Source organism: Rhodococcus sp. T9N, from assembly GCF_024436645.1.
GTDB lineage: Bacteria > Actinomycetota > Actinomycetes > Mycobacteriales > Mycobacteriaceae > Rhodococcus_F > Rhodococcus_F qingshengii.
In genome coordinates this window covers 180,102-196,848 of record NZ_JAMSKS010000011.1, presented here as the reverse complement: position 1 = coordinate 196,848, position 16,747 = coordinate 180,102, and the positions used below count along the sequence as shown (strand labels likewise).

14 protein-coding genes and 1 pseudogene are annotated in these 16,747 nt (G+C 60.2%); 11 read left to right on the top strand and 4 right to left on the bottom strand.

Features of this window, described 5'->3' with window-relative positions; all coding sequences use genetic code 11:
• Nucleotides 1-312 precede the first annotated feature (312 nt).
• On the top strand, nucleotides 313-1,110 hold the full coding sequence (locus M1L53_RS19130) for a metalloregulator ArsR/SmtB family transcription factor (protein ID WP_081604857.1): 798 nt from the start codon (nucleotides 313-315) through the stop codon (nucleotides 1,108-1,110).
• 421 nt (nucleotides 1,111-1,531) lie between these two features.
• Here the strand turns inward: M1L53_RS19130 and M1L53_RS19125 are convergent, their stop codons facing one another.
• Nucleotides 1,532-1,843 carry a hypothetical protein gene (locus M1L53_RS19125; RefSeq protein ID WP_007732085.1) on the bottom strand — a complete coding sequence of 104 codons (312 nt, stop codon included), beginning with the start codon at nucleotides 1,841-1,843 and terminating at the stop codon, nucleotides 1,532-1,534.
• Between the two features lie 52 nt (nucleotides 1,844-1,895).
• Between M1L53_RS19125 and M1L53_RS19120 the strand changes: the two genes are divergently transcribed.
• From M1L53_RS19120 to galE, 5 genes are read left to right on the top strand one after another with little or no spacing between them, the layout of a single operon-like run.
• Nucleotides 1,896-3,983: a glycosyltransferase gene (locus M1L53_RS19120; RefSeq protein WP_054188238.1), complete on the top strand. Its 2,088-nt coding sequence runs from the start codon at nucleotides 1,896-1,898 to the stop codon at nucleotides 3,981-3,983.
• A gap of 46 nt (nucleotides 3,984-4,029) precedes the next feature.
• Nucleotides 4,030-4,302, top strand: a complete 273-nt coding sequence (locus tag M1L53_RS19115; protein WP_007732082.1) for a PqqD family protein — start codon at nucleotides 4,030-4,032, stop codon at nucleotides 4,300-4,302.
• A 7-nt stretch (nucleotides 4,303-4,309) separates the two neighbouring features.
• Nucleotides 4,310-5,188: a hypothetical protein gene (locus M1L53_RS19110; protein WP_232319075.1), complete on the top strand. Its 879-nt coding sequence runs from the start codon at nucleotides 4,310-4,312 to the stop codon at nucleotides 5,186-5,188.
• Entirely contained in the window at nucleotides 5,167-6,297 is a 1,131-nt protein-coding gene (locus M1L53_RS19105) for a nucleotidyltransferase family protein (protein ID WP_054188239.1), read from the top strand. Before M1L53_RS19110 ends, M1L53_RS19105 begins: the two co-directional genes overlap by 22 nt.
• Complete coding sequence (gene galE / locus M1L53_RS19100; protein ID WP_054188240.1) at nucleotides 6,294-7,292, top strand: UDP-glucose 4-epimerase GalE; 999 nt, start codon at nucleotides 6,294-6,296, stop codon at nucleotides 7,290-7,292. The genes M1L53_RS19105 and galE overlap by 4 nt, the downstream gene beginning before the upstream one ends.
• Before the next feature lie 7 nt (nucleotides 7,293-7,299).
• On the opposite strand, the gene M1L53_RS19095 is transcribed toward galE, so the two are convergent.
• A complete protein-coding gene (locus M1L53_RS19095; protein ID WP_054188241.1) occupies nucleotides 7,300-8,283 on the bottom strand; it encodes a hypothetical protein in 984 nt (327 codons plus the stop codon).
• A 427-nt stretch (nucleotides 8,284-8,710) separates the two neighbouring features.
• Here M1L53_RS19095 and M1L53_RS19085 point away from each other — a divergent pair.
• From M1L53_RS19085 to M1L53_RS19065, 5 genes and pseudogenes are all read left to right on the top strand, one after another.
• A pseudogene (locus M1L53_RS19085) lies at nucleotides 8,711-8,893 on the top strand (helix-turn-helix domain-containing protein); the annotation flags it as partial.
• 400 nt (nucleotides 8,894-9,293) lie between these two features.
• Complete coding sequence (locus M1L53_RS19080) at nucleotides 9,294-9,953, top strand: hypothetical protein (protein WP_142006199.1); 660 nt, start codon at nucleotides 9,294-9,296, stop codon at nucleotides 9,951-9,953.
• A gap of 200 nt (nucleotides 9,954-10,153) precedes the next feature.
• Nucleotides 10,154-12,799, top strand: coding sequence for a hypothetical protein (locus M1L53_RS19075; protein WP_142006201.1), 2,646 nt, complete (start codon nucleotides 10,154-10,156; stop codon nucleotides 12,797-12,799).
• Between the two features lie 155 nt (nucleotides 12,800-12,954).
• The gene (locus M1L53_RS19070; protein ID WP_054188244.1) at nucleotides 12,955-13,155 is read left to right on the top strand and encodes a hypothetical protein; all 201 of its coding nucleotides are present in this window, start codon (nucleotides 12,955-12,957) and stop codon (nucleotides 13,153-13,155) included.
• A 550-nt stretch (nucleotides 13,156-13,705) separates the two neighbouring features.
• Nucleotides 13,706-14,956 carry a diguanylate cyclase gene (locus M1L53_RS19065; RefSeq protein WP_261949253.1) on the top strand — a complete coding sequence of 417 codons (1,251 nt, stop codon included), beginning with the start codon at nucleotides 13,706-13,708 and terminating at the stop codon, nucleotides 14,954-14,956.
• On the opposite strand, the gene M1L53_RS19060 is transcribed toward M1L53_RS19065, so the two are convergent.
• A complete protein-coding gene (locus tag M1L53_RS19060; protein WP_003945009.1) occupies nucleotides 14,945-15,418 on the bottom strand; it encodes a DUF5709 domain-containing protein in 474 nt (157 codons plus the stop codon). The genes M1L53_RS19065 and M1L53_RS19060 overlap by 12 nt on opposite strands.
• Nucleotides 15,419-15,491: 73 nt before the next feature.
• Nucleotides 15,492-16,667: a lipase family protein gene (locus tag M1L53_RS19055; protein ID WP_054827626.1), complete on the bottom strand. Its 1,176-nt coding sequence runs from the start codon at nucleotides 16,665-16,667 to the stop codon at nucleotides 15,492-15,494.
• Nucleotides 16,668-16,747 lie beyond the last annotated feature (80 nt).

The window sequence follows — 16,747 nt, the reverse complement described above, 5'->3', positions numbered from 1 at the left end:
TCAAGCGGCCTCGAGGGTGATCACTCCCGAGGTGATCGGCTTGGCCGGACCCCGGGGTGATCACCACTTTGTCGAGGTGTCAGCTACTGGCGGACGGACAAGATGAACAGTGCGATGCACCCGCCGACGAAAACCAGGATCGACAGGGCCACCGAGGCATACCCGACACCCACTCCAATTGCTGCCCAGTCCATGTGCCCAACCTCTCTTACGGTGCAATCCGGGATTCAGATCACATCTGCCTAGAGACATCACACCTCATCTGTCCCAACTTTCGAAACCCGGCACGCCCAACCGTTGACATGCAAGTAAATGCTTGCATATTGTGAAGTTGTGAACGACCGGATGAATGCAGCCTTCAAAGCACTGGCCGATCCCACACGAAGGCTTCTCCTGGACCGCTTGTTCGTAGCCAACGGTCAGTCGCTCGGCGAGCTGTGCGACAGCCTCGACATGAGTCGGCAAGCTGTCACTCAACACCTCACCATGCTCGAGGACGCCAATCTGATCAGCACGGTCCGACAGGGGAGGGCAAAGCTTCACTATCTCAATCCCGTTGCGCTCGAGGAGATTCGAGAGCGGTGGATCAACAAGTTCGAGGTACCGCGCCTTCGTGCGCTCAGTACCGTCAAAAGAATTGCGGAGGAAGCCATGACCGACAAGCCCAGTTTTGTGTACGTCACCTACATTGCGAGCACGGCGGACAACGTCTGGAAAGCGCTCACCGACGCACAGGCCACCGCAGAGTATTGGGGACACAGCAACGTCTCCGACTGGCAGCCGGGATCGACCTGGGAGCACCGCCGGATCGACGGTTCGAACATTGCCGATGTAGTCGGCACCGTAGTCGAGAGCAACCCTCCGTCGAGGTTGGTCACCACCTGGGCTGATCCGAACGGCGAACCGGGCGTCGACATCTCTCGGGTGAGTTTCGACATCGAAGCCTTCGGCGCGATCGTGCGACTGACCGTCAAGCACACCGATTTGGCGGACGAATCGGCTCGCATGGAGGTGGCCGGTGGATGGTCGGCGGTGTTGTCGAACCTGAAGTCCTACCTCGAAACCGGAAGCACTCTTCCGGTGGCGCCGTGGGAGATGCCGGCCGGCTGACGGTGATGGAACAGGACAAACGTGCTCCCTGTGCTGGAGGGAATTGTCGTACTCCCGTCCGAATTGCCGGCCCAGTCCAGTCTCAACTTCGCATAAGAACCAAATTTCGGCGGGTTCAGTCTGTAAAGTTGCCGGAAGGATGCTAGCGTTTTGCCCGACATCGAGTGAGGACGACCTCGTCTCGGACGCATGGGAGAAACACTATGGGCGACGACGCTTTTCAGAATGTTCCGGTTGATCGACGCAAGTTCGTCAAGACAGTTCTAGCGGCCTCGGCGGTAACTGTGCCCGTCGTGACGTCGATCAGCCTCGGTGGTGCGGCGCCGGCCTTCGCAGCCGGAGACACGCCGAATCTCTCCGGAGCGCCAAGTCGTGGCCAGCAGAACCCGAATCAACCAGGCGGCGAACAACCAGGCGGGAATCAGCCCGGTGGCCATACTCCGGGAGGGAACCAGCCGGGCGGAAACGAGCCGGGCAACCCCGGATCATCGGGAAGTTCGGGATCGTCAGGCAGTTCGGGTAGTTCCGGGAGTTCGGGATCGTCTGGAAGTTCCACAGGTTCCGGATCAACCGGTAGCTCTTCAGGTTCCGGTGGAACGACGACGGCTAAGCCGACCGGGCCGACTGTGCCGACGGAGCCGACCGTCCCGACTGTGCCAACCGTACCGACAGTGCCAACCACTCGCACCGAGCCGACCTTCCCGACCCCTCCGACCCAGCCGACGAATCCCACGGAACCTACGTAGCCGACACGACGCGACTGGTTCCGAGGGGGAACACCGACGATGACAGAGTTCGATGTCGCGCTACACCGCGCTCTGAAGAAGTTTCAGAGCGCGGGGTCGGTTCAGGTGAAGGAGACTCCACCGCACGGAGAACCGGCCGATCTGACTATCGCGATCGCGACCTACGACGATTTCGACGGCGCGTACTTCACGATCCACTCGATCTTGGTCCATCATCGCGAGGTTCTGGACAGAGTCGAATTCGTCTTGTTGGACAACAACCCCGAGGGGTTGCCGGCGCCGATGCTCGAATCGTTTGCGGGGTATATCGATCGGTTCCGCTACGTTCCGTTCACCGACGTTCGATCGACTGCGGTGCGGGACGTCCTGTTCCGCAAGGCAACAGGAAAGTACGTCCTGGTCCTCGACTCCCACGTGATCTTGGCACCGGGATCGTTGTCGGCGTTGCTGGCGTATTTCGATGCGGACCCGGAAACCGACGATCTGATCCAGGGACCGATGCTCTCCCAGGATTCCTCGCACATCGCGGCCACCCACATGGACCCCAAGTGGCGCAACGGGATGTTCGGCTCGTGGGGAGTTGATCCGCGAGCGAAGCAACACCCTGACGTGCCTTTCGAGATCGTCATGCAGGGCCTCGGCTCATTTGCCTGCAGGCGTGAGGCATGGCCGGGATTGAACTCGCACTTCACCGGATTCGGCGGTGAAGAGGGATACATCCACGAGAAGTTCCGGATCAACGGCGGAAAGGTCGTCTGCCTTCCGACATTTGGTTGGCACCATCGATTCGAGCGCCCGGCCGGTGTCCCGTATCGAATAAACTGGGAAGATCGTGTTCACAATTACCTGCTCGGTTGGAGTGGGGTCGGATGGGATCTCGACTCACTCCATCGTCAGTTCTCCAGGTACCTCGGTGATTCGTATCCCGAGATTCGTCGCCGTGCCGAGCTGAGCGTCCAGCGACCCGAGTTGGTCTTCGGTGGGGTGGTCGTTCTCAGCGACGACGGCCGAGTCGCTCCGTGGCGTTCATGCCTGGCGGAGGCCGAGTCGATCGAACTGACCGTTCACCGTGCCATTCCGGCGGAGGACGACGGTCCGGATGGGTGGAGGACGGTCTCTGCGTTCGTCGCCGGAATCGACAAGGCAATTCTGCTGGGCTGGAAGTCGGTGGTTTTTCTGGACGAGGCGCGCGTGATCGAACCCGCGGTTATGTACAAGCTACGGAACATCGTCGACGACCTCCCCGCCGAAGCCGATACGGCTGTCATCCACGCACACGGCGAAGATCTGGTCGGAGCTGCACTGATTGTTCGCGCGGCGACATACGGAACTTTGCGAGACGAACTCTCACGAAGGATCAACGGACCCGTGCCGTCCGACTTCTCACTGGCGGCTTATCTGCTCGAGCGAGGCGCAGTCGACGTTGTGCTCGATCGCCCACTGTCGCCTGTCCGAGTAGGGGGAGAACCCAACCCCGTTGTCGAGGATTCTCAGTCGGACCTCGGTGTTGCCGTCGTGAATCTCGATCTTGACATCGACAGATGGAAAGCGTCCTGGCATAGATTCATTCGCTTACCGCGCGTAACAGCGGTGGAAAGAGTGTCGGCTTTCGAGGACGCGATGAATCAGGACGCGGCCTTCACCGTCTCGTGGCGTCGTGCGCTCGCTCGGGCGACTGAGAAGGGCTGGGATTCGGTCCTCATCGCTGCTGACGACGTCAGTTTGCTGGATGCCGCCGCATCGATCCTTGGCCATGCCCGCGAAGAGTTGGATCACGGCGATTGGGATGTCGTCCACCTCGGACACGACCCGAAATCGAGGGACGGAGCTCTGCTCGACGGTTCGGCACTCTTGCGCACCAGTCCTGAGAACCGTGGAGTCCACGCCGTTCTCGTACATTCGCGCGCCTTCGAGCGAATTCTCGATGAGATTGCGGATCCGGAGTCAGATCCCGAAGCATTCGGACAATGGGCGGGTCACTACCGAACTCTGGGCGACTACCTGGTGGATGCGAGTGCCGGGGGAGCGCTCACGTGCCTGACGCTGTCGCCCGGCATCGCCTCCACACGCAGCCTGATTCGTTCGGGCGCAATCGAATCCGAATACTCACGACGCTTCGCACTGTGAGACCACCACCAAAACGAAATCGGATTCGCTGAATCAAGGAGATATCTTGACCGAACTACTCGAAGGTGTGAGACCGCAACGCTCTCAGACGGTGGAGAGCAACGATCTCACCGACGGTGTTGTGCTGTACGACAGCTCCAGCGAGGTTGCCCATCACCTCAACCCGGTCGCGACGTTGGTGTGGGAACTGTGTGACGGCCGGACCGTCAGCGAAATTGTCCAGGCCGTGGCAGAAGTGCTCGAGATCCCTGACGACGAGGCGAAGTCGGTAGTCAACGAGACGTACGGACAGCTGAGCACCTCTCGTCTGCTGGTGTGAGAATTCCGTGACAGGCAACCACGTACCGCAATTCCGGGCGCACTACCTTTGGGTTGACGCGATTGTGCGCGGTTTCCGCATACCCGAGGTCGGTGTCGTCGAGCATCGGATTGCCAGCCCGTGGCCTGCGGACAACAACGTCGAAGTTCGGATTCAGCGGAATCGAGCCACATTCGGTCGCTGGGACGTCACCATCGAATCGACCATCAGCGGCAGCCGTGAAACGCTGATCGGTCTCGACGGTCTCCAGCTCGCGGAGAGCGTGTACCGCACGGTGCACCGGGATGTCATGACGGCCGCGCACGCCCGACATTGGACACGCCTGCACGCCGCTCTGGTCGACTGCAACGGTGTGAGAGTGGCGATCGCCGGGCATTCCGGGGCGGGCAAGACCACCTTGGCGCTCGCCCTTGCCTTACGGGGTGCACAACTGCGTGCTGACGAAGGCGTCTTCATTCGTGGTACCGAAGCTGTGGGCTTACCACGGCGGGTCCACCTCAAAGCCGGTACGTTCGACGTCCTCCCGGAGATCAAAGCGCACGATTCGCTGTATCTTCCGTACGCCCCGCCGGTGTGGGCGTTGGACCCGTCGACCTTGCCTGCTGAACGAAACGTCAGCTCGGCGGTTCGCGGAATCGACCTGGTGCTGATCCTCGATGGATGGGACGAGGGGCCGACTCGACTCGCTCCGATGCCCGTACCCCAAGCGATACAGTCGCTGGCCGGGCAATCCGCCCTGTGGTCCGACAATCACGGAGTGACCCTGAGAAACATCGCTGCTCTACTCTCGAATGCCCCGTGCTACAGACTGATTCGACATCACGGCGATACCGGCGCCGACACCGTGGAGGAACTGGTGGCGTCATGCGTGACACCCGGTACCTGATTTCCATGTTGAAACCCGAGTGTGGGGCCGACGTCATCCGCTTGTGTTCGCAGCAGGATTGGCCCAGAGTCATCGACGCCGCTGTAAGGCACAAGGTATTGCCGCTGCTCGCCTCCCGAGCGGTCGAGGCCGGCTTCGCATCGGTCCTACCTGCGAGCTTCGCGGAAATGCTGTCGGAATCCTCGGCCACCGCATCGAGTCCGGAATTGACGCTGAGCCTTGTCCATCACCGAAACACCATAAGGATCTCGGACCTCGACGCGCAACGAGTGGAACTGCAAGAGTTGTTACACAGCAACGGATTTCCGACGGTTGCACTGAAGGGTGCCGCCCTTCTCGAGCGAAGAATCTGGCCGAACCCGGCAGCTCGACGGATGACGGACATCGACCTTTTGGTCGTCGACCCTGCACATGCCGTTCCGGCCAACGACGCGATCCTCGATTTCGGCTACCGAATGGTCCGCCCCGACGAAGTGGACTCCGACTCCATCGATCACGACGATCACCAGGAACCGGCACTCCTTCGCGACGACCGTCATGGCTCCGTCGAAATCCATTCGCACTTACTTCCGAGGTTCGCCCGTCACGCGCTGACCCGGGAGGCCGCGGTCCGAGGAATCAGCTCGGAGGCGGAAGGATCCCGCCTTGCGATGGCCGACGTGACGCTGCACGTCATCGCTCACGCGCGGCTTGCCGATCGGGCCTTGATTCGAGCCGATTTGTCGTTGAACAGTGTCTTCGACGTGGGGTACCTGCTCACTTCCGAACCGGAACTCGCTGTGACGCTCTCCAGACGCCAGTTGCCACGCGATGTCCGTCGGGCGGTGAACGTCCACTGGGCGGCGGTGGAATCGATCTTCGGCGTCAGTACCGGAATGACGACCATCTCGGCGCGTTGGTGGTGGCGATGGACGCTGTGGTTGGCGGATCGCCCACGCCTGCACTCGCTCTACCGCGATCTGGTCATGGTGCCGCTCTTTCTCGACCGTGATCGGCTTTCCATCCGGGACGGGCGCGACCTACGTGGATGGGACTTGGCCCGCTCACGCGTGTCCCACTTCGTCCGTCGTGCGAGGACTGCCGTCGAAGATGCCGGGGGAGCGGCGTGAAAGTACTGATCACGGGCGGAGCGGGATTCATCGGTAGCACCGTCGCGTCGAAGTGCGTCGACGCCGGGATCGATGTCGTGATTCTCGACAACCTGCTGACCGGCCGCGCCGAATTTGCGCACAGATTCCCGTTCTACTGCGGCGACATCGCGGACGAGGAACTGCTCGACAAGATATTCGCCGACCATCCCGAGATCGATGCCACAGTTCACTGTGCGGCCTTGATCGTGGTCGGTGATTCCGTGAGTAGCCCGGCGCGGTACTACGAGAACAACGTATCCAAGTCACTGACGCTGGTATCGAGTGTCCTTCGGAACGGCTGTGAGCGCTTCTTGTTCAGTTCCTCTGCTGCGGTGTACGCGCCGAGCGACGGTGGGTGTGTCGACGAACATTGGCGGATCGCACCGCAGAGTCCCTACGCGCACAGCAAAGCTCAGTTCGAAACGATGCTCGACGACATTGCGGCGGCCACAGGATTATCGGCAGCATCTCTACGCTACTTCAACCCGGTCGGGGCAGATCCGGATCTGCGAAGCGGAACAGCGTCGGCAACTCCGACCCACGCACTCGGGAAGCTGTTCGAATCATATTCGACAGGAACGCCTTTCAGGGTTACGGGAACGGATTGGCCGACGCGCGACGGATCCGGAGTGCGTGATTACGTTCATGTCTGGGACCTTGCAGACGCTCATGTTCGAGCACTGGAAAGGTTCGACCGGGTCACCGCTGAATCATCACGCATGACTGTGGTCAATCTGGGCAGCGGGCGGGGGACGACCGTGTGGGAGCTGGTACACACATTCGAGAACGTGCTCGGCGAAGATATCGACGTGGTCGCTGCCGGCCGACGCACCGGTGACACTGCCGGCGCTTACGCATCGAACGATCGTGCGTTGCGACTACTCGGGTGGGTTCCGACATTCACCCTGGAACAGGGGATCGAGGACACCGCGCGGTGGCTGGCAGTGCGGCCGCACCTGCTCAACTCGGTGTAGCCGAACGTCAGCCCGTCGGGTCGTCGTCAACGGTGATGTTGTTGCTACGTAGCCAGAAGGTGGCGTCCGGATTCCACCCGGCGAGCACAGTGGCCCCCGCGTTGGCCGACAACGGGATCGCGACACCTGGCGTGGTCAGATAAGCCATCATGGTCAGGTGCACGGCGTCGTAATCCGCGGACACCGAAACCCAGTCCGGAATGAACCAGTCACGGTATTCACCGGTCGTGTCGTACCACACGGAGCGACGTGAAGCGGGCACTGGCAGGGGATAGGTATCGACCAGATTCGCCCAGTCCTGCGGACCGGTGATCTCGTAGATGCGGGGCGCGCCGTAGATCCTTACCGGCTGCACCCGCGCCTCGTTCGAGGAGCTGTCTTCTTCGAGAATCACCCCGAGGGCCCCGATACCGTCGCGGGCCCTGGTTGTTTCGGTTGTGCCGTTGGCAAACGGGATAGACCACCATTCGCCTCCGATGTGACGGTCCGGATCTTCGATCTGGTATTCCAGAAACTGACGTTCGTTGTCGAGTGCCTCAGCACGCCACTGTTCGAGGCCGTCCTCTGCACGGTAAATCCGCAAGGGTAGGTCCGACCAGCCGTAAATAGGGTTTCGCTTTTCAACCAGATTCTGGTTCAGACGGTCGACCGGCTCGGTCCACCAGGCAGTGTGTGGCGAGTCGAGTAGTGCTTCGGCAATCGGTCGCAATGCCGCGATCACCTCAGGGCGGACGAAGATCAGATCTTCTTCGTCCGGCGGCTCCCAGTAGCGTGCAAAATCTACGGCATACGCAAGACAGTGCAGAATCTCGAGTTCGGACATCTCGCCGATTGCCCGGATATCAACAGCGCCGAGAACTTGGAGCGCATCGTCCGGCGATTGAGGCCAGTGTCCACCGGATGTGCGTGCGCCGGCGCGGCATGCGTAACCGACGTTCGCACAGAAGCGACGGCCACGTGGTGAACCGAGGACGAGTGCAACGGAATCCATGTGGGTAAAGCTAGCGGACAAGCTGACGGGGGACGTTCGAATATCCATTACTTGACATAATGTAGATTATCGGCACATTACTGGAGCGAGTTCAAAAAGATGAGATGACTCGTCCCGTCTCATCTCGACTTAACCCCCAGGCCATGGCGGTGTCGACGCTCCGTCCGAACTCCGGCACGATCAGGGCGTTCAGTTTTTTGCGTCACCGATGAGAGCTACGGGTGGGCTGTCTGCGCCACTCCTATGTCACCCATCTCCTCGAGGCGGGATATGATTCCGTGCTCGTCAAGCAACAAGTCGGCCACGCCTACTCATCTACTACCGCGCTCTACGCCTTGGTCTCGGCCGACTGCAAACAGAAGACCATCCAACGGATGATTCAGCAACGAATCGTCACACGTGACGAAAGGGGCGCTAGGAAGGGTACGTGAGCGAGCAGTGCCGGATCGGCTACCACTGGAACCTGCGTCAGCGGATGGCTGATCACAACCTTTGGAAGACAACGGAACTCATCCCGTTTCTGAAGTCGCGTGGCATTAACCTGTCGAATGCCCAGGTGCATCGTTTGGTGACAGACACCCCCGAACGGATCCCTGCCCGCCCCTTCGCCACAACATGGGTATGCCGCGGCTATATCCCCCGGAAAACACTTGAACGCGGGTCACCTCCGGAATCGACTACAGTCGACATTTAGTACTCGCGGCGCGCGTCTTGGACCCCTGCACGAACTCACTAAACTTGCACCTGTAGCGATCTTGGCCGATACGCTCGGTTACTCCCCTGCCTCCATCGAACGTCACAGCGTGGCGTCGGCACCGACTTATGCCCCATAATTTCAGAAAATTAACGATAGGAACATGTGACGTGCTTTCAACAGTTGCGAGTTATTCGGATTTGCGCAGCATGTACAGACGACCGAGTGCTGGGAACCCGATAATCGAAGTTCGTCGGGCCGCGACTAACGACGCCGACCTCTGTGGTCGGTGCGGAGGATCGTTAGGCGTGCGTCAGTGAGTAAGCCGCCCTGCGTCGCCGATGAGCGGCAGAAGCAGATCCTGAAACTTCTAACTGAGCGCAGTGCCGTTCATGCTGGCCTGTACGCGGCTGCACTACGTGAACTCGATAGCCCTCCAGCCAGTGGGTTCGAGTCAACAAGGGTCGCGGTGTTTTGTCACTGCGCACGCGAATTGATGCTCGGCGCGCTCGACCTCCTCGTCGACACCCCCGAGCCGCGTCAAAAGCCATCGTCGGGCAGTCTCGCGCGCGATCTTCCATCAGTGTTGGCTCGCCACGCTGGCCTTGACCTTCGCGCTGACCAAGATTTGATTCCAGTTCCTAGCGAGGTAGCTGCTGCATTCGCCAACTTGGTTGACACAAGCACCAGAGAGACTGGTCGGAACAAGCGAAATACTGCGGCCCTGGTAACTGGCCACGCAGATGGATCACATCCTTCGGTTAGCCAATGGTCGAAAACTTACGCCTTCTTTGTCGCGTGGGCTCATGTCGACCAGCACCATTCTGGATCCTTACCGGACGATATGAAGCTGACCGAGCACCTTCGGGTTGTCGAAGACGTGATCGAGGTTCGTATGAACCTATTCTTCGACAACCTTTCGGTCGTTGAGGACATTCTTGCACTCGCGAATGAAATGGACGGAATATCGGAATGAGTAGCTATAAGGTTCCAACCGCGATGCAGGTACAGGAGGCATTGCGGAGGACCCCCACTCCCCAACTTCGCCGCGGATTCTATGAGGGCCTAAAGAACCCGCTCTGGCTTGAGCCGCTCAAGAACCAAGGGGCCTTTCTGACGCCCCCACCTCGCGTAACAATGAAAGATGGTTCAACCGGGGACCCCTATTGGCCGGAAATGGACTACCTCGTTCGAGTAGCCAGCGCGGCACCGAAGGTGGCGGTCGATATCCTTCTGACATTAAAAGACAGTGACAATGCCTGGGTGCGCCGCTCTTTATTCACAATCGGCGCCGCGGTTCCAGCCTCAGAAGGTGCGCGCTTGAAGCCAGTGCTGCAAGGATGGCTCGAGTCTGGCTTTGGGTGGCGCACTGACCCGCGCGAGATGGTCGACTTCGCGGTAAGTCTATTCAACGGTGGCGAACGGAACGCCGGGAAATGGGTAGCAAACGTGCTTTTCCGTCCTGGAGCGCGCGATGATTCGCTTGATCCAGACCTGGTTTTGGAGGAGTACTGGTACGAGGCAGGTCTGCCCCGCGTTGTGGAAGCGATGGGGCCCGAAGGCTTTCAGCAGGTTCTAGGGTGGCTCTTCGAGTACGAAAAGGCCTCTGGTCGTTTGGACGGTTGGCTGTTCTCTAGGCCGACTATCCGCGTGCGGTCGAACAAGCACCCCGAAGTCGAAGACGCGCTAATCGATGCGACCCGTGACCTCGCGGTTGCTCGGATGGCGACAGAACCGCAAAGTACAGCGAAGAAGCTGCTTGGCGTAGGACTAATGCTCGCCCGCCGAATCGCGATGTACGCAACGACGCAGAGTCTTGCCAGTGCTGAAGTCGGTACGAATAGATCGTCCGAGCTGATCAACATTGCGACCCAACTCCTGTTCGATCCCATCTCGAACGATGAGCGGTGCCGAGTGGAGTTCGGCGAGCTTGCGCGGGCAGTCGGCAGCCACGATCCTTCGGCGCTCGACCCGCTTGTCATGTTCATCGCGGCAGGGCCTGGACAGCGATCTGGCGAGCTGCGGGAGCGCCTCCGCCGCGATGAAGACAAGTCTGAGGACGAAATAGGAGCAACGGTCGCTGAGTTCACCGAGCGATGGGAGCATCTCTGGCTTGCTTCGGTTGGTGCTTCTGAGCTTCCAGCCCTGCTCGCTCAGCGGCTAGCCGACCTCGACGAACGGCTGGGGGTGATCGCTGATCCGCTTCGTCCCCCAATGATGGTTACGAGTTGGACTGGGCCAAACAGTCCGTTGACCCAGGACGAAATGGCAGTGATGAGTCCAACCGAGCTGGTCGCTCACCTCGAGACGTGGCACGACCACGGTGACGGTTGGGGCCCTGAGCCGTCTCATGAAGGGCAGGCCCGCGAGCTGACGGCGCTCATTTCGTCAAACCCCCAGTCCATCGCCGGAGTCGCGGGCCTCGTGAGGCGGCTTCGTCCAACTTACGTGCGGGCAATCTTCAGTGGATGGGCGGCAGCTTTCAAAGCGAGCCTGGATCTTGACTGGGATCAGGTTGCAGACACGACCCAAAGAGTGCTTGATCACGGTGAAGAACTCGACCTTCCGCGCGAGGGCGGGGACATGGACGACGATCCCGACTTCACTTGGGCGAAGGAGGCCGCCGTTAGGCTGCTCGAAGATCTTGTCAAGAAGGCAGACCCGCCAAGGATTCCGGCCGCGATTCTCGCTCGACTCGTCGATCAACTCATCGATCTCGCACCCGCTGAGGCCGTGTGGTCAAAATATGCGGAGGCGGATCGCGAAAGCGGTATGGACCCGCTAACGCTCTCACTGAACTGGCAATGGCCCATTCGCGTTCGCGGACTTGCTGCCCTGGTCGGATACGGCCCTACCGCTCCTTGGAGCGATCGCGCTCGCAAGGCCCTACTCGAAGAACTCAAACGCCCAGACCTGCGAGGAGCTTCGAATGCAGTCATAGGCGAGAATCTGGGCAGACTACTGAACGTGGACGAGCGCTGGACCGGATCCCACATCGCCGAATGGTTCGGTGACGCTGACGGCATCGATCGTGGTCAACAGATCGCACTGTCTACGGCGATCGCCGTCCACCACTATCACTCGACTCTTTACACCCTTCTGACGCCCGCGCTGCTAGCTGCTCTCACGCTTGAAGAGCCTGTGGTCGCCGGCTGGCATAGCCACGGCTCAACTCCGGTCCAGAGGATCGGCGAATGGGCTGTCAAAGCGCTGGTCTATGGGGACGCCGAGTGGGACGATCCCGTTGTTGCGAGCTTCTTTAATACTGTTGATGCGCGCGATCGCGGGGCGGCTCTCGGTCGCGTCGCATGGGAGTTCATGCACGCTTCTAGCGTTGAGTCCGGCCTTCGGGACCGATTCGCATCAATTTGGGACGCTCGGATCGCGCACGTCGAGTCCACTGGCGCAGACTCCGCAGAACTTCGGGAGTTTCACTGGGTGGTTCGTAGCGAAAAGTTCGACGCAGAGTGGTGGCTTCCACGGCTTAAGCGAGCACTCGAGCTCGACCCCGAACTCGCCGCGGAGCGTTACATGATTGGCAAGGATCTTGCTGCCGCCGCTGATATCAATCCCCGTGCAGCGTTCGATGTCACTAAAGTTCTGGTTGGCAAAAGCGATACGCAAGCGATGGCGTTGTACGAGTTGTCGATAAACGCTGTCCCGATGGTGATCGCACGTGCCATCGCGGCAGACGATGACCTGTTGAAATCAGAAGCAACCGCCTTTATGAACGAATTGGGCGAGGCGGGTCACCTCGAACTCGCGCAGCAAGTGGAAGCGGTACTAGATGGAACCATTACGCTGCGTGAAATTGCGGATTAAGGATTGGAGACGGTCTTTCCCGTGCTGGGCGGTGGAAGGCCTAGCGTGACCACAATGGTTCCCTACTGGCAATGCAGAGTCCAAAATCCACACAATCTATATCGTCGGCCGAGAGTTGGTTGTGCGACAACGGAACTACAACCGAAGGTAGAGCTGTGATCGTAGATAACGGACAGTGGCGGCTGCCAGTCGATGGCGACCGCACCGCCGCCGGCGACCTCACCACTGGCGTTAACGGGTCCCTACGGGTCGAGCTCGATCAGCGCCTCATCACGTGGACCGACAGAAACGAAGTGGTGTGGGGCGAATACCGCCGATGCCACACCGGCGACGCTGCTGGGCTTCTTGCCCTATGAGAAGGAATCACGGGACCAGATCTACCCACGGATCGACAACGAGGCAGGAAATGGAAACGGATCATGAGTCGATATCGCCAGGTCGATAAACTGGTAACGAGACGCGTTGAAATGAGACGAGTAGTTGACCAAGCCGCAAGAAGACAGTTCCCTCCTACATCTCAGGTGGAATCGTCCGTGATTCGCGGGTGGAGGAACTGGATGTTTGGTGGGAGGGTTGGCGACCTACGCAGGTAACGGCCGCCCGTCGCGGCCGCGCGTTGATAAGTCACGTTGGGTTGGACAGACTGACCGCCACCTGACGGGAGATTGCGTCGTCGGGGGAAGCGATGTGCGCGCCGATTAACGCGACGTGCACGTAGATATGTCGACCTTTCACGTGCTTCCGCCCTGAATCGCTGGACGCATTGCGTGAGCTGATCATCTTGGCGTGCCCGTCGTCGGACAATCAATCGCCGATCGCCGTCTGACCCCGCTCGCAACCGAGCAACCTTGCCGCGCAGGTATCCTTGCCGCTCAGCAGGCTGCCTGACGTGGTTGGTGTTGATGAATGCGGCTCGCCCACGTCCAGCGAGTGCAGTTCCATCGTCATTCCCACGGACTACTATCGCCGCATGTGTTGTATTCGACCGGCCGCTTCTCATGGTCAGTGGCCGCGATGAGCGACACACCCAAGGTCGTGCATCGCTGGCTCGCAGTGCCAGACCAGTTTGACCGATTCACGCGATTCTTGCGCGACAACGGAATTCTGATGCCGACTCGGATAGGCATCGGCGTATTGGTTTTCCTCCTGGGTATCACGATTCTGCTGAAGCGACTGGGCACTCATTCGGTACAGACCATCGGATTTCCGTTGGACGTCGTCGTCGCAGTGCTTGTGATGATCGGCGGAATTGCCCTGCCTGTCGTAGCGACCACCCGTGAAAGGTCGTATTTCTTCGTCGTTGCCGGGGACTTCGCCGTTGCGGTGATCGTGCTGGCTGAGGCGAATCCGGATCAGAGATTGCTCGGATGTCTCGTCTTCGGGCTCGTCGGCTCGTACATAGCCTTCTTTCACAATCTTCGAACTCAGCTGTGGCACCTGCTGTTTTCCGGGGCGGTCATCGTTGTTGCCAGCATCGGCGTGTTCACCGATGTACCTTCTGGCCTTCCAGACGTCCTGGGGCGCATTGCCTTTGCCATTCCTGTCATCACTGTCATACCGGTGGTCACGCAGATTGCTCTGGCGCTCCTGAGCAACGACGCTCAAAGCTCAGAACTCGATCCGTTGACGGACCTGCTGAATCGGCGCGGACTCGCACGGCGGACTTCCGAACTACTGCAAGCGAAATCCAGCCTCGACCAGTCTTTGCTGGTGGTGGTGATCGACATCGACAATTTCAAACACTTCAACGACACCTACGGTCACGACGTCGGCGACCGAGTCATACTGCGCACGGCCTATCGACTACACGACTGGGCCAGATCGGACGCGGCGATAGCGCGCATCGGCGGTGACGAGTTCGTCGTCGTTCAGATGATGCCGTTGCCGTACGTCGGCGATCTACTGGCCCGGATCGCGCCCATCATGAACTCCCCTACAGGCGAACCAATCTCGACGACAAGCATCGGCATAGCCATCCACAACGGCGCCTGGCCGGACGTACAAGCAGCAGAAAGTGGCGTTCACGATCTACATCGCCTCGCCGATTCGGCGATGTACGAAAGCAAGAGAATGGGTGGAAATCACGTCCACTCCATCGTTCTCACCGATCAACAGCTACAACAGCCACAACAGTCAGGCGGTCGTTCAGTCCTCTGAATCGTCGATCAGATGCATCGCGGCTTCCTCTGCCGACGCTGCGCCGCCGTCGATTCCGACGTCTCCGGCAATGAGTTCACTTTCCTCGTCCTCGTATCTGCCCTCGTCTTCGGCAACGAGACGCCCGACCCGACGGTTACCCACTTCGTCACCGTTCGGGAATTCTTCTTCCCGTTCGAATTCGTCGGCATCGGCGGGATCCTTCAAAGGATCTCCGAGCGACGCGTACGGATCGGGTTCTTCTTCGGCCAGGCGCTCGTCGAGGGTCTCCCCCGCTGATTCCTCGCTGCCGGTCAACCCGTGGGCATCAAGTCCCAGTGGGCGTTCCGGTGGTGAGATTCCCTCGTCGAGAATGTCGTCGACGCCTCGATCGATCAGAGTGTCTTCAGGTTGAAGCTGGTCGTCGGGATCGAGACTGTAATCGCCATTGCCGGCCGCGCCGGTGTCATCCGTGTCGCTCATACGATCAACGATGCCACGGGCACACCGAGTTGGCCATGTGCCGCGCCTGCTCGATACGTCACTCCGGAGACATTCAGCACGAACGCGGGGCCGGCACTCCGTCGAATCGGTCCTGTAGGTACTCGAATGCGGTGGGCAGACCGAGGACCGCAGTGGTGAGGTGGTCCGGGCTGGGGAACAGTTGGGATTGAATCGTGGCTCCGGCGGCGCAGTACCGCGAAATCGTGTTGACCACCGAATCGATGGGGATCAGAACGTCGTCGGGTGTGTGCCATTCGAACACCGGGGCAGTCGGCACACCCGGATAGAGTTCGACGCTGTTGTCGTCCATCACCTTTCGCACTTCAGGGCTGGACAGCAAGGATGTCGACGTCGACACCTGAGAGGCACTGCGCCCGGCACCGACCCTGAGGATGTCGTTGGTGCACGCGTTGGTGAGTTCGGCCCGCATCGACCGTCCGAGGTCGTTGAGTTGGTTGCTCAGCGGCAGTAGGTCGGGATACTCGCGTTCGAGGCCCATTGCTGCGGCGAAGGCGAGGCCGAATGCCGGGTGCGGATCCTGTCCGAGGCCGTTTGCCATCTTGGACAGATTCATCGGGACGCCGCCCTCGGCTACACCGACAAGGTTGACCTCGGGTGCGTAGCTCGGGGCCAGTGCGGCCGCCCACGCGGTGGCCATGCCGCCGCCGGAGTAGCCGGCAATACCTACAGGGCTGGCGCCACTACGCAATTCGGGGACTTTCTGAACGGCGCGGATACCGTCGAGCGTGATCTGTCCGCCCAGGCGCGCGGCGCCGTACGCACTGTTGGGTCCGAGATGGTCGGGAAGGGCAATGGTCCATCCACGTTGCAGCGCGACGTTGAGGATGGGCGCTTCACGGATGACGATGTTGGGATCCGATGCGTAAAGCGCGCGAGATGGCGCACATCCCGTACCGAGTGCATTGACGATGTGCTGATACGAGAGCAACGGGCCGTCTTGTGCTTGATTCGGCGGGACCAGGATCGTGCTGACCGCGGCAATAGGCTTGTTCTCTGAGTTCGTGGACCTGTAACTGACCTGCCAGATCGCGACGCCGGGAAAGGTCATCAGGTCAGGGGCCCGGCGCACGGAGATCGGCGTGCCGGCGGTCCCCTCGGCAGCTGCTTGCGAGTAGAACGGGTCCGGGTCCGGTGCCGGATATGCGGGATCGGCCTGTGCAGTCCCCCCGGAGAGCAGTGCGGCAGTCAGTGCAGCGGCAGTCAGCATCGATCCGGTAAACACGCGTGTGGTTCGCAGTTTCAACGTTTTCCCCTCGTCCGGACCCACCCGGGGTCCATCACCCTGTG